This window comes from Streptomyces sp. NBC_00637, assembly GCF_045161545.1.
Lineage (GTDB): Bacteria > Actinomycetota > Actinomycetes > Streptomycetales > Streptomycetaceae > Streptomyces.
This window is the reverse complement of the sequence record NZ_CP109046.1, coordinates 454,433-467,177: the sequence shown is the minus strand read 5'-3', so window position 1 is coordinate 467,177 and position 12,745 is coordinate 454,433. Positions and strand designations below refer to the sequence as shown.

The 12,745-nt window shown below is 71.4% G+C and carries 11 protein-coding genes and 1 pseudogene; 8 read left to right on the top strand and 4 right to left on the bottom strand.

Annotated elements, in window-relative coordinates:
• Positions 1-93 precede the first annotated feature (93 nt).
• Positions 94-1,734: a phosphoglucomutase (alpha-D-glucose-1,6-bisphosphate-dependent) gene (gene pgm, locus OG440_RS02000; RefSeq protein WP_406005074.1), complete on the top strand. Its 1,641-nt coding sequence runs from the start codon at positions 94-96 to the stop codon at positions 1,732-1,734.
• Between the two features lie 103 nt (positions 1,735-1,837).
• Positions 1,838-1,992: pseudogene (locus tag OG440_RS01995) on the top strand (ABC transporter ATP-binding protein); the annotation flags it as partial.
• A gap of 96 nt (positions 1,993-2,088) precedes the next feature.
• Here the strand turns inward: OG440_RS01995 and OG440_RS01990 are convergent.
• Complete coding sequence (locus tag OG440_RS01990) at positions 2,089-3,762, bottom strand: purine-cytosine permease family protein (protein WP_406005073.1); 1,674 nt, start codon at positions 3,760-3,762, stop codon at positions 2,089-2,091.
• Between the two features lie 565 nt (positions 3,763-4,327).
• On the opposite strand from OG440_RS01990, the gene OG440_RS01985 reads away from it, so the two are divergent.
• The 3 genes from OG440_RS01985 (at position 4,328) to OG440_RS01975 (ending at position 7,883) form a co-directional block, all read left to right on the top strand.
• The gene (locus tag OG440_RS01985) at positions 4,328-5,176 is read left to right on the top strand and encodes a PP2C family protein-serine/threonine phosphatase (protein ID WP_406005072.1); all 849 of its coding nucleotides are present in this window, start codon (positions 4,328-4,330) and stop codon (positions 5,174-5,176) included.
• A gap of 50 nt (positions 5,177-5,226) precedes the next feature.
• The gene (locus tag OG440_RS01980; RefSeq protein WP_406005071.1) at positions 5,227-6,279 is read left to right on the top strand and encodes an MASE1 domain-containing protein; all 1,053 of its coding nucleotides are present in this window, start codon (positions 5,227-5,229) and stop codon (positions 6,277-6,279) included.
• A 149-nt stretch (positions 6,280-6,428) separates the two neighbouring features.
• Entirely contained in the window at positions 6,429-7,883 is a 1,455-nt protein-coding gene (locus tag OG440_RS01975) for a WGR domain-containing protein (protein WP_406005070.1), read from the top strand.
• A 64-nt stretch (positions 7,884-7,947) separates the two neighbouring features.
• On the opposite strand, the gene OG440_RS01970 is transcribed toward OG440_RS01975, so the two are convergent.
• A complete protein-coding gene (locus OG440_RS01970) occupies positions 7,948-8,763 on the bottom strand; it encodes an SAM-dependent methyltransferase (RefSeq protein WP_406005069.1) in 816 nt (271 codons plus the stop codon).
• 243 nt (positions 8,764-9,006) lie between these two features.
• Here OG440_RS01970 and OG440_RS01965 point away from each other — a divergent pair, with 243 nt between their 5' ends.
• The gene (locus OG440_RS01965) at positions 9,007-9,540 is read left to right on the top strand and encodes a kinase (RefSeq protein WP_406011225.1); all 534 of its coding nucleotides are present in this window, start codon (positions 9,007-9,009) and stop codon (positions 9,538-9,540) included.
• A 12-nt stretch (positions 9,541-9,552) separates the two neighbouring features.
• Here OG440_RS01965 and OG440_RS01960 read toward each other — a convergent pair whose 3' ends face one another.
• Positions 9,553-10,857: a PP2C family protein-serine/threonine phosphatase gene (locus OG440_RS01960; protein WP_406005068.1), complete on the bottom strand. Its 1,305-nt coding sequence runs from the start codon at positions 10,855-10,857 to the stop codon at positions 9,553-9,555.
• Between the two features lie 326 nt (positions 10,858-11,183).
• Between OG440_RS01960 and OG440_RS01955 the strand changes: the two genes are divergently transcribed.
• Positions 11,184-11,735: a YciI family protein gene (locus OG440_RS01955; RefSeq protein ID WP_406005067.1), complete on the top strand. Its 552-nt coding sequence runs from the start codon at positions 11,184-11,186 to the stop codon at positions 11,733-11,735.
• Positions 11,736-11,783: 48 nt separating this feature from the next.
• Positions 11,784-12,209 (top strand): VOC family protein, encoded by a 426-nt coding sequence (locus OG440_RS01950; RefSeq protein WP_406005066.1) that lies wholly within the window; start codon positions 11,784-11,786, stop codon positions 12,207-12,209.
• Between the two features lie 133 nt (positions 12,210-12,342).
• Here the strand turns inward: OG440_RS01950 and OG440_RS01945 are convergent, their stop codons facing one another.
• A complete protein-coding gene (locus tag OG440_RS01945) occupies positions 12,343-12,669 on the bottom strand; it encodes an antibiotic biosynthesis monooxygenase family protein (protein WP_406005065.1) in 327 nt (108 codons plus the stop codon).
• Positions 12,670-12,745: the final 76 nt, after the last annotated feature.

Genomic DNA, 12,745 nt, shown 5'->3' with positions numbered 1-12,745 from the left:
GGGCGGAAACCGACCCGTACTCGCGGACGACCGCCCCCACAAGGGAAGATGGAAGGCGCAAGCCTTGATCGACCGATGCGGAGGAGCGGGCACATGCAGCACGAGCGAGCGGGCACGAAGGCCGGCCCCGAGGACCTCGTCGACGTCGCCCGGCTGGTCACGGCGTACTACGCGCTGCACCCCGACCCGGCCGACCCGGGGCAGCGCGTGGCGTTCGGCACCTCGGGGCACCGGGGGTCCTCGCTGAACACGGCGTTCAACGAGGACCACATCGCCGCGACCAGCCAGGCGATCTGCGAGTACCGGACGGCCCAGGGCACCGACGGTCCCCTCTTCCTGGGCGCCGACAGCCACGCCCTGTCCGAGCCCGCCCGGGTCACCGCCCTGGAGGTGTTCGCGGCCAACGGGGTGACGGTGCTCATCGACAGCGCCGACGGCTACACGCCGACGCCCGCCGTCTCGCACGCGATCCTCAGCCACAACCGCGGCCGCACCGCCGCCCTCGCCGACGGCGTCGTCGTCACCCCTTCGCACAACCCGCCCGCCGACGGCGGCTTCAAGTACAACCCGCCGAGCGGCGGCCCCGCCGGCTCCGACGCCACCTCCTGGATCCAGGACCGGGCCAACGAGATCATCACGGCCGGCCTGAAGGACGTACGGCGCGTCCCCTACGCCCGGGCCCTCGCCGCGCCCACCACCGGCCGCTACGACTTCCTCGGCACCTATGTCGCCGACCTCCCGAGCGTCCTCGACCTGGACGCGATCCGCGCCGCCGGTGTCCGCATCGGCGCCGACCCGCTGGGCGGGGCGTCCGTCGCCTACTGGGGCCGGATCGCCGAACAGCACCGGCTCGACCTGACCGTCGTCAACCCGCTCACCGACCCGACCTGGCGTTTCATGACGCTCGACTGGGACGGCAAGATCCGCATGGACTGCTCGTCGCCGTACGCGATGGCCTCGTTGATCGACCGGCGCGACCGCTTCCAGATCGCGACCGGCAACGACGCGGACGCCGACCGGCACGGCATCGTCACGCCGGACGCCGGCCTGATGAACCCCAACCACTACCTGGCCGCCGCCATCGCCTACCTCTTCGCGCACCGCGAGCGGTGGCCGGCCGAGTCGGGGATCGGCAAGACACTCGTGTCGTCCTCGATGATCGACCGGGTCGCCGCCGACCTCGGACGCCGTCTCGTCGAGGTGCCCGTCGGCTTCAAGTGGTTCGTGGACGGGCTGGTCGACGGTTCGCTCGGCTTCGGCGGGGAGGAGTCGGCCGGCGCCTCCTTCCTGCGTCGCGACGGCTCCGTCTGGACCACCGACAAGGACGGCGTCATCCTCGCGCTGCTCGCCTCCGAGATCACGGCCGTCACCGGGAAGACCCCGTCCGAGCACTACGCCGTCCTGACGGACCGCTTCGGCTCGCCCGCCTACGCGCGCATCGACGCCCCGGCCACCCGGGAGGAGAAGGCGCTCCTCGGCAAGCTCTCGCCCGCGCAGATCACCGCGGACACCCTGGCCGGGGAGCCGGTCACCGGCGTGCTCACCGAGGCCCCGGGCAACGGCGCCTCCATCGGCGGCATCAAGGTGACCACCGCCAACGCCTGGTTCGCGGCCCGCCCTTCCGGCACCGAGGACGTCTACAAGATCTACGCCGAGTCCTTCCTCGGCCCCGACCACCTCAGCCGGGTCCAGGAGGAGGCGAAGGACGTGGTCGACGCCGCACTGGGCGGCTGAGCCGCCCGGGCGGACCGCACCCGGCGGGTTACGCGGCCGCCCTGCCCGAACCTCCCCGGAGGCAAGAGCCCACGGACGGCGACGACGCGGCCGACGGAACCCGGCGGGGCCCGTCCTGGAGGTCCTGACCCCGGACCTCCTGCGTGAGGTGTTCGGCGTACGGGGCGAGACGGAACGCCATGCCGACGGCGTCGTCCGCATCACCTGGGCCGCCGAGCCGCTGCCGCCGGCAGGGAGCCCGAGCCCGCGGAAAGGTGACGCGGGTCGAGACGGTCCCGGAGTGTGGGGTGGCCCGCCGTGGCGGGCCACCCCACAAGGACCCGAGCCGGGGAGCCCTTCGGTGTCCCCCGGTGGTCAGGCGCTCACGGGGGCGGCCGGCAATACGTGGTCGCCGACCTTGTCGGTGCTGAGGCACAGGGAGCAGACCATCGCACCGTGGGTGGCACAGGCGGCCAGGTCGGGCCGCTCGTAGGACTGGTGGCAGACGTGGCAGTCGTACGTCGTGGCGCTCGGGTTGCCCTCGTCGTCCAGCAGCGGGTCGTCGATGCCGTCGTCGGTGCGGCGCAGGTAGTACCTGCCCTTGGTGACGACGGCGATGAGCGGGGTGAGGACGAAGGCGATGACGGCCGCGGCGACGGGGGAGTACGGCTGGAGGGTGTCGCCGAGGGCGTGGAAGTACAGGGCGATGGACAGTCCGGAGGCGGCGGCGAAGGAGACCACCCCTACGGGGTTGACCGCGTGCAGCATGCCGCGACGGAACTCGGGCTGGAGCGGCGACAGTTTCAGCAGGTACTTGTTGACGCCGATGTCGGTGGCGACGGTGACGACCCAGGCGATGGCGCAGTTCGAGTAGAAGCCGAGGATGTCGTTGAGGAAGGTGAACATGTCGGCTTCCATCAGCGCCAGGGCGAAGCCGAGGTTGACCAGGACGAAGACCATGCGGCCGGGGTAGTGCCTGGTCACCCGGGTGAAGGAGTTCGTCCACGCCAGCGAGCCGGAGTACGCGTTGGTCACGTTGATCTTGATCTGGCTGATGACGACCAGGGCGACCGCGAGGGGGAGGACCATCCAGGAGGGCATCATCGCGTCGAAGGCGCTGCGGAACTGCTGGATCGGCTCGGTGGCGGCGGCCGGTCCGACCTCGGACAGGATGTACACGGCGAGGAAGACGCCGATCGCCTGCTTGAGCGCGCCGAGGACGACCCAGCCGGGCCCGGCCATGATCACGGCGGTCCACCAACCGCGCTTGTTCGCCTCGGTCTTGGGCGGCATGAAGCGCAGGTAGTCGATCTGCTCGCCGATCTGCGCGATGAGCGACAGACACACGCCGGCGCCCAGCAGCACGGAGGCGGTGTCGACGCCGCCCTCTCCGTCGGTGCCGGCGTAGGCGAGGAAACGGTCGACGGTACCCGGGTCGGTGGCGACGAGGTACACCAGCGGGCCGACCATCAGCAGCAGCCAGATCGGCGTCGTCCACACCTGGAGTCTGCTCAGTGCCTTCATGCCGTAGATCACCAGCGGGATCACCATGAGCGTGGAGACCAGATAACCCAGCCACAGCGGCAGTCCGAGGCCGAGTTCGAGACCCTGGGCCATGATCGAGCCTTCGAGGGCGAAGAAGATGAAGGTGAAGCTGGCGAAGATGACGCTGGTGAGGACCGAGCCGTAGTAGCCGAAGCCGGAGCCGCGCGTGATGAGGTCCAGGTCGATGTTGTAGCGGGCCCCGTAGTAGGCGAGGGGGAAGCCGGTGACGAAGATGACGACGGCGGCCACGGCGATGGCGACGAGCGCGTTGCCGGTGCCGTGGGCCAGGCCGATGCCGGCGCCGATGGAGAAGTCGGCCATGTAGGCGATGCCGCCGAGCGCGGTCGTCGCCACGACCATCGGGGTCCAGCGGCGGTAACTGCGGGGCGCGAAGCGGAGGGTGTAGTCCTCCAGCGTTTCCTTCACTGCCTGGTCGGAGCCCGGGGCCGACTTCGGTGGGGGGACCGGCTCGGTGGCCTCTGCCAGTCGGGACTCAGCGCTCATGCCACGCCTCCTTGCTGCGGGTCGGGGGGTGCCGAGGAGGTGTCTCACCTGGGGGGAGGGTGAGGAGAGCGTGTCCCGCGCTCGGGCACACCCTCGTGTTCATGAGGCTGGACGCTAGGCAGCGGTCGTTACTCCCGAGGACTGCGCAGATGAAGGAATTGTTTCGGAAGACCCGAAGGACGCGGTGGTGGTGCTGCGCAGGCCGGACCTGAAGACGATCCAGCTGCCCACGGTGGACCGGTCGTTGACGGTGACTGCCATCAACACCGCTGCGAACGCACATCGGTTGGACGGCAGTGGATCGGTGCGCCGTAGGGCGTCGCGTGGACAGGCCCGTGCGGTGGCGAGATCGTTCCCTCGCGTCCGGGCCGGGGCGAGGGGCGACCGAAGCTCTGGGCGCCGCGGATGTGGAAGCCATGGGCGCCGCGCGGACGTCGAAAATCTGTTCGACGCGGATCCGACGGGCCGCGCCGTGGGGCCGCTATCATCCTAAGAAAGGTAAAATGTGAGGTTTGCCCGATAGGGCGGCTCACCCGACCAGCTGCCGTCCCCGCCGGAGTGATCGATGTTCCGCAAGCGCCCCACGGACGACGGCGACGAGCTGCTGGCCAGACTCGGTTCGCTGACCGCCCAGGCGCGCGAGCGCGCGGAGCTGCAACGCTCCCGGGTGGAGCTGGCCCTCGCCCTCCAGCGCGGCATGCTGCCCAGGGACCTGCCCGCCGCGCCCGGCTTCCGACTGGCCGTGCAGTACGCGCCCGCCTGCCACGGCCTCAACGTGGGCGGCGACTGGTACGACGCCTTCGCGATGCCGGACGGGCGCATCGGCCTGTCCATCGGCGACGTCCAGGGCCACAACATAGAGGCGACGGCGTTCATGGGCCAGGTCCGGGTCGGTCTGCGCGCCCTCGCCTCCGTCACCGGCGAGCCCGGCGAGCTCCTCGCCCGGACCAACGACCTGCTCCTCTCCCTGGGCAGCGACCTCTTCGCCACCTGCACTTTCATGCGGCTCGACCCCGCCACCGGGATCCTGGAGAGCGCCAGGGCCGGCCACATCCCGTGCGTCTGGGCCACGGCGGACGGCAAGTCCGGCGTCGCCCAGGACGAGTGCGGGCCGCCCCTGGGGGTCCAGGAGGGCATGGACTACCCCGTCACCCGCTACCGGCTCACGAAGGGCGGAGTCTTCGTCCTGCTCACCGACGGGGTGGTGGAGGGGCCGACCCTGAACGTCGAGGAGGGCCTCGACCAGGTCGTACGGCTCGCCGGCATCGCCGCCGTAGCGGGCATGGCGGCGGACGCCCTCGCCGCCGCCGTGATCAAGGGGGCGGAGCTCGTGGGACACGAGGACGACGCGGCCGTGCTGGTCGTGGGACACGACGGACTGACGGCGCCCGACGTCCCCCTGGTTCAGCCATAGGGCCGGACACCGTGCGCCTCGCCTCGCCGACAGCGGCGCGCAGGTGTCTCATGGCTGCTGTGGTGGGTACCCCGGATCTGCGTCGACCAGCTGTCTTCGCCGTGCGGACGCTGGCGGTCGCCCTGGGCTACTACGCGGCCGGGCGGCTGGGACTCGTGCGCGAGCTCGTCGTCGAGGGCGCGGTCTTCACCCCCATCTGGCCGCCGACGGGTGTGGCGGTGGCCTGTCTGCTGATCCTCGGGATCCGCGCCTGGCCGGGCATCGCCCTCGGTGCCCTCTTCGTCATCATGTCCCTGACCTCGCTACGGCCTGCCGTGATCGGCAACCTGATCGGCAACACCGCCGCCCCCGTCTGCGCCTACCTCATGCTGCGCAAGGTGGGCTTCCGCAACGACCTCGCCCGATTACGGGACGGCCTCGCGCTGGTCTTCCTGGGCGCCCTCACCGCCATGCTGCTGAGCTCCACCATCGGCGTCGGGCTCCTCGTCCTCACCGACCGGCTGGCCGCCCACAGCTTCTGGCCGGTCTGGCTGGGCTGGTGGGTCGGCGACGCGATGGGCGTTCTGATCGTCACACCGGTCCTGCTGGTCCTGCACGCGATCACCCGCCCCCTGGGTCTGGCCCGCTGGAAAGAGGCCCTGGGGCTCCTCCTCATCTCCTGCGCCCTCGTCCCCCTGGCCACCCACAGCCGCGTCAGCCTGCTCTTTCTCGTCTACCCCCTGCTGATCTGGGCGGCCCTGCGCTTCCAGCTCGCGGGCAGCATGCTGTGCGCGCTCTTCACCTCGGTCATGGCCACCGTCGCCGCGACGGACGGCGTCGGGCCTTTCGAACGGCTGAGCCGCGTCGAAGTGATGATGAAGCTCCAGGCTTTCAACGGCACGATGGCGCTGACCGCCCTGCTGCTCTCCGCGGTCATCACCGAACAGCACCACACCAGACGCTCCGTGGAACTCGCCTGCCAGGAACTGGTCGAGGTCCTGGAACACCTCACCGCCGGCGACGCCCCACCCGGCCGACCCCCGAAGGACACGGGGGACCCGAAGAGCCCGAACGGCACGGAGAACACGAAGAACACGAACGGCACGGAGAACACGAACGGCTGAGAACACCTGCACCTGCACCTGCACCCGTGCCTGCGCCTGCGCCGCCGTCAGGACCCGGTCCCCGACGCGAATGTCAGTGCTTGCGCCTACGGTTCGGGGAGTGGGACTCGCCGGAACGGCCGCGGGTCCACCCTGGGGAGGGATTTGTCATGGCCACCGGGTCCAGCACCGTGTCGACGACGTATCTGGAGCTGTCGCAGGACGGCGGCGGCGCGCACAAGTTCTACGAAGTGGTGGTCGACGGCGTCGTGGTGACGGTGCGGTACGGGCGGATCGGCGCCTCCGGGCAGTTGCAGACGACCACGTTCCCCACCGCCGAGAAGGCCCGGGCCGCCGCCGCGCGGAAGGTGGGGGAGAAGGTCCGCAAGGGCTACGCCCCCGCCGTCGCCGGTCAGCGCCCCCCACGCTCGGTGACCCGCCGTCAGGTGACCTCGGCGCCGTCCACCGCACGCGCCGTGGCCCCGGTGCTGTGGAGGTTCCGCACGGGGTCCTCGGCGTTCGGCATCCACGTGGACGACGACCGCTGCTGGGTCGGCAATCAGTCCGGAGACGTCTACACCCTGGACCACGAGGGCGGCGTCCTGGCCCGCTTCAGCCTGCCGGACGGCGTGAAGTGCCTCGTCGCCGACGACTTCTGGATCTACGCGGGCTGCGACGACGGCAAGGTCTACGACCTGTCCTCGAAGCTGCCGTTCGCGGCGTACGACATCGCGGCGGACGTCGACATCTTCTGGCTGGACATCCACGAGGGCCTGCTGAACGTCTCGGACCGCGACGGCCGGCTCACCGTCATCGACCACGAGGACGAGCACCAGTGGTCCCGCCGCAGCCAGGGCGAGCACGCCTGGATGGTCCGCGCGGACGACCGGGCCGTCTACCACGGCCACCATCGGGGCGTCACCGCCTACGCACCCGACGGCGGCGGCGAACTCTGGCACACGCCCACCCGCGGCGGCGTCCTGTTCGGCTGGCAGGAGGAGGACGCCGTGTACGCGGGGACCGCCCACAAGGTGGTGCAACGGCTGTCGAAGACGACCGGCGCGGTCGAGGCCACCTACGGCTGCGACAGCGCCGTGTACTCGTGCGCCACCTCGCCCAACGGACGCTTCGTGTTCGCCGGTGACTCGTCCTCGTCCGTCTACTGCTTCGACCGGGACGGCACGCGGCTGTGGAAGCTCGGCACGGGCGGCGGTTCGGCCCTGTCCATGCAGTACCGCGACGAACGGCTGTACCTGGTCACCACGGACGGCTCGCTGGTGTGCGTGGACGCCGGCGAGACGGCCATCGCCGCGGCCCAGCAGGGCACGGTGCCGGTGGCGCGGGACGTCAAGCTCGCCGAGGCGCTGCCGACCTACGTCCCCGCCACGGCCGCGGCCACGGTGGCCACCGTCGCCCAGGCGCCCACCGGCGCGATCGTCGTCGAGTGCGTCCAGGAGGCCGGCCGGGTACGGGTGCACGTGGTGTCCGGCGGCTACGACACGTCCTGGAACGTCCAGTTCCCGCGTGAGATACGCGAGCCCGGCGCACGGTACGTGGTGGACGCGCTGCACACGGCGGCCGGCGGCTTCTACCGCGTCCGCGGCGACATCCGCCGGCTGCTCTGACCCACGCAGGTGTGATCTCAGCGGCTCCCGCCGCCCCGGACGGCCGGTGCGGCGGGAGCGCCGGTCACGGCTTGCGGGCGAGGCCGCCGTGCTCGGCGATGACGTCCGGGGCGGGGGAGGTGGATTCCGGGCGCCAGAGGGGGACCGAGACGACCCCCGGCTCCAGGAGCTCCAGGCCGTCGAAGTACGCCGTGATCTCGTCGACGGAGCGCAGGTTGTACGGGACGGCGCCGCTTTCGTTGTAGCCGTCCTGGGCCTCTTCGAAGACCGGGTCGATGCCCCGCGAACCGTCGTTGACGGAGAGGTAGCTGCCGGACGGCAGTGCCTCCATCAGGCTCTTCACGATGGAACGGGCCTGGCCGTAGTCGGCGACGTGGCCCAGGATGTTGCTGAGGATGAGCGCGGTGGGACGGCTGAGGTCCAGCGTCTCGGCGGCGCTCGCCAGGATGCGCTCCGGGTCCAGCACATTGGCGTCGACATAGGAGGTCGCGCCCTCCGGGGTGGAGTAGAGCAGGGCGCGGGCGTGGGCCAGGACCAGCGGGTCGTTGTCGACGTAGACGATCCGGGTCTCGGGGGCGAGGCGCTGGGCGACCTCGTGGGTGTTCTCGGCGGTCGGCAGGCCCGTGCCGACGTCCAGGAACTGCCGGATGCCCGCCTCGGAGACGAGGTACGTGATGTTGCGGCGCAGGAACGCGCGGCTGCTGCGGGCGATGGTGACGATGCCGGGGAACACGGCGGTGTAGGCGTCACCGGCCTGCTCGTCGACGGGGTAGTTGTCCTTCCCTCCCAGCCAGTAGTTCCAGATGCGGGCCGAGTGCGGCACCGAGGTGTCGATCTTCTGAGGTTCCGCTGATCCGGGCGTGGTCACATCGTCGGTCATGAGGGGCGTCCGTCTTTCAGCCGAGGCGTGGGCAGTTCGAGCCACAATTTACGTCCCAACGACCCCGGTACGTACACCCGTTCACATTTTCGATGGATTCGAACAACGCCTTGAGAGAATTTCCCGCGCTCATGTCCCCTTGCCGGCCGGCCCGTCCACGCCCGTCGCCCCTGCCGCCGGGGGCCGGGGGTGACGCCGCGCCGTCGATGCCGGCCGTGCCGTGCCGGTAGCGTGACCGCCGTGATGGTGGGCACCCCGCAGACCCGGTTGGTCGTACTGCGCGGCAACAGCGCCTCGGGCAAGTCGGCGGTAGCGGCCGGACTCCGCGAGAGGTTCGGCCGCGGCCTGGCCCTGGTCGGGCAGGACAACCTCCGCCGGGTGGTGCTGCGCGAGCACGACCGACCCGGCGGCGCGAACATCGGGCTGATCGACGCCGTCGCCCGCTATGCCCTGGACGCCGGCTACCACGTCGTCCTGGAAGGCATCCTGTACGCCGACCGGTACGGTCCCATGCTCGGGCGGCTGCGCGCGGAGCACCGCGGCCCGACCCACGGCTACTACCTGCACGTGCCGCTCGCCGAAACCCTGGCGCGTCACGCCACCAAGCCGATCGCGGACGAGGTCGGCGAGGCGGATCTGCGCGCCTGGTACCGAGAACTCGATCTGCTGCCCGGCGACGTCGAGACCGTGATCGGCGCCGACAGCTCGCTCCCGCAGACCGTCGACCGCATCATGCGCGACACGGGCCTGGACGGCCTTCCCGCCCGGGAGCACTGACCCCCTGGCGCCTCAGCACCCGGCCGGGGTCAGTTCGGCCAGCAGCAGGGTGCGGTCGTCGGCTCCGGCCGCGCCGGAAGGGGTGTGCAGGAGCCGACGGCACAGGGACGGCAGCGCGTCCTGCCCGTCGCCGTTCACCGGTTCGACGGCGGCCGCGTCCACGGTGCGCGCGAGGCGGGTGATCTCCTGGTCGATGTCGGCGTCCCGGGACTCGACCAGACCGTCGCTGTACAGGACCAGCAGGGCCGGATCCGGCACGCTCAGCACCGTCTCCTCGTAGCTGCCGACCCCGAGCCCGAGAGGCAGCCCCGCCCCGGTCAGCCTGACCGGGGCCGTGCGGCCGTCCGGGCCGCGCAGCAACGGGGGAGGGTGACCGGCCCCGACCAGGGTGCAGGTGCGCCGCCGGGCGTCCCACTCGGCGTATATGCAGGTCGCGAAGGAGACACCGGGAGAGTCGCCGGCGAGTTTGTCGAGCCGTCCGATGAGGTCGGCCGCGGGGATGTCGAGCGCCGCCAGAGTACGGACGGCGGTGCGCAGCTGGATCATCGCGACGGCGGACTCCGGACCGTGCCCCATGGCGTCCCCGACGATCAGACTGACCCGGTCACCCGGCCGCTTCAGCACGTCGAACCAGTCACCGCCGACGAGGTTGCCCTGCCCGGCGGGCAGACAGCCGTGCGCGGTGCGGCAACCGCCGAACTCCTGGGCCGTGCCGGGCGGCAGACTGTTGCGGATCGCCAGGGAGGTCCGTCGCTCACGCTCGTAACGGCGCCCGTTGTCGAGGGCCACGGCGGCCCGCGCGGCCAGCGCCTCCACCGCCGCCACGTCCGCCGGGCCGAACGGTGCGCTGCCCGGCCCCCGGGTGCAGGTGACGAAGCCGATCGCCAGGTCCCGCAGCCGCAACGGCACCACGAGGAAGGCCGCCACGCTCAGCAGGTCGCCGACGCGGGTCTCGCCGTCCCCGGAGGCGATGAGCCGCTCGGACGTATGCGGGTCCACCGCGTCGAGCACCTGCGCGTGCCCGTCGGCGAGCGCGCGGGCGTACGGCGTGTCCCGGGGAAAGGCGACCACCTCGCCGACCGGCAGCATGCCCTCCCAGTCCTCCCGCGCGCCCGGCCCCACGCGCAGCGCCATCCGGCGCGCCTCGATCCTGGGCGCGTCCACCCCGACGTGCGCGTTCTCCTCGACGCGCCAGCGCTCCAGCAGGTAGACGGAGGCCGCGTCGCAGAAGTCGGGGGTCAGCGCGTGCACGACATGGCTGCCGGTCATCCGCAGATCGAGTTCCGAGCCGATGACGTCGGCGGCGGGGGAGAACACCGACCGACGGGGCGAGGGCGGGGCGGCACAGACGTCGTCGGTGCGGCTGCGCGGTTCGTTCCGCAGGGTCGTGCCTTTCCAGTGGGTTCCGGCCGCGCGGCGGGGGACAGGACAGGGCCGCGCGCCGGTCGCAACTATATGATGGCGCGTCAATTCGGCGGGCCGGAAGCAAAGTTGCGGGAGCAGCGTCACACCCGGGCCCGTCGGCCGCCCGCCGGCCCGCCGGGAACGGTGGCGCTCGATGCCGGCGGAGGAGCCCGTGCCTGCGGCGGTCCGCACCGAAAGCCGGTTGAGATACCGCGCCGACTTGGGAAGGGTCTGCCGGTATGGAGTTCTTCTGCTATCACCGTGACCGGCCCGCGTCCGGCGCCCTGCGTGACGACATGCTGGAGAAGCACTGGGCCTACATGGACGGGTACGCGGACCGCATGATCGCCCGGGGTCCCACCTTCTCCGCCGGCGAGGACACGCCCACCGGCAGCGTGCACATCGTCGACCTCCCGGACGCGCCCGCCGCCCGCGCGTTCGCCTTCGACGAGCCCAACTACCAGACCGGTGTCTACCGGGACGTGCTGCTGCGCCGGTGGCGCAACCTGCTGGGACGCACCATGTGGGACTTCCCCGGCGGCCGGACCGGCGGCGACCGCTACCTGGTGCTCGGCCTCGGCCCCGGTACCCAGGACGACCTCGTCGTACCGCCCGACCGGGACGAGCTGATCGCGTACGGGCCGCTGCTGTCCGACGACGGCGTCACCCAGGTGGGTACCGCCGTGCTGCTCAGAGCCCCCGACCCGGACGCGGCGCGTACCGTCCTGGACGCGGGCCGGTATGCAGCCGTCGAAGTCCACGACTGGCAGTTCGGCGGACGGCCGTCATGAACCCGGGCTCGACCTCCGTTCGGCGCCGGTCTGCGTGACAGTGGAAGCATGAACGCAGACGACAGGAACATGCTGGCCCGGGGGCGCGTGGCGACCAGGCTTCCCGCCCAGGACCTGGACCGGGCGCGGCGCTTCTATGCCGAGCGGCTCGGCCTGGAGCCCTTCGACGAACGGCCAGGCGGCCTGCTGTACCGCTGCGGAGGAACGGACTTCGCCCTGTTCACGTCGACGGGAGCCTCGTCCGGCACGTTCACGCAGATGGGGTGGGAGGTCGACGACCTCGACGCGGTCGTGACGGAGCTGAAGCGGCGGGGCGTGGAGTTCGAGGAGGTGGACGTGCCCGGGTTCGGCACGAGGGACGGCATCGCCGAGATCGACGGGAACTACCCGAGCAAGGGCGCCCGAGGAGAGCGGGCTGCCTGGTTCCGGGACAGCGAGGGAAACCTGCTGGGCATCGGCGAGCCGGTCGTCTGAAGGGCCGCGCGCCGCGTGCGCCGCGTCCCGTGACCGGCCCGCTCGGGCCCCGCTCGGGCACGGTCATGTTCGGGCCGGGGCGGTGGTCGGCTTCGCCCGAGGAGGGCTGTTCCGCCCACCGCCCCGGGAGCGACTACTCGTCCTTGGGCGACGCCTGTTGCACCACCTCGAAGGACCAGAGGGTCGACCCCGATGCCGCGGGCTTGGGCTTTTCCCCCTCGGTGTCGGGGCCCCGGTGGGCCGCCTTCATCGGGCCTTCGAGCCAGGCCTGGAACGACTCCTCGTCACGCCACCGCGTGTAGACCAGGTAGGTGTCGGTGCCCTCGACCGGACGGAGCAGCTCGAACCACTCGAAGCCGTCCGAGTTCTCGACTGCGTGGGCTCGCGCGGCGAACCGCTTCTCGAGGGTCTCCCGCTGTTCCGCCGGGACGGTCAGTACGTTGATCTTGACTACGCTCATGCGCCCATCCTGCCCTCCCGCGAGGCCCGGGCGGCGGACGACCCCCGCCGGGACGTCCGGCCGGTTCCTCCGACCG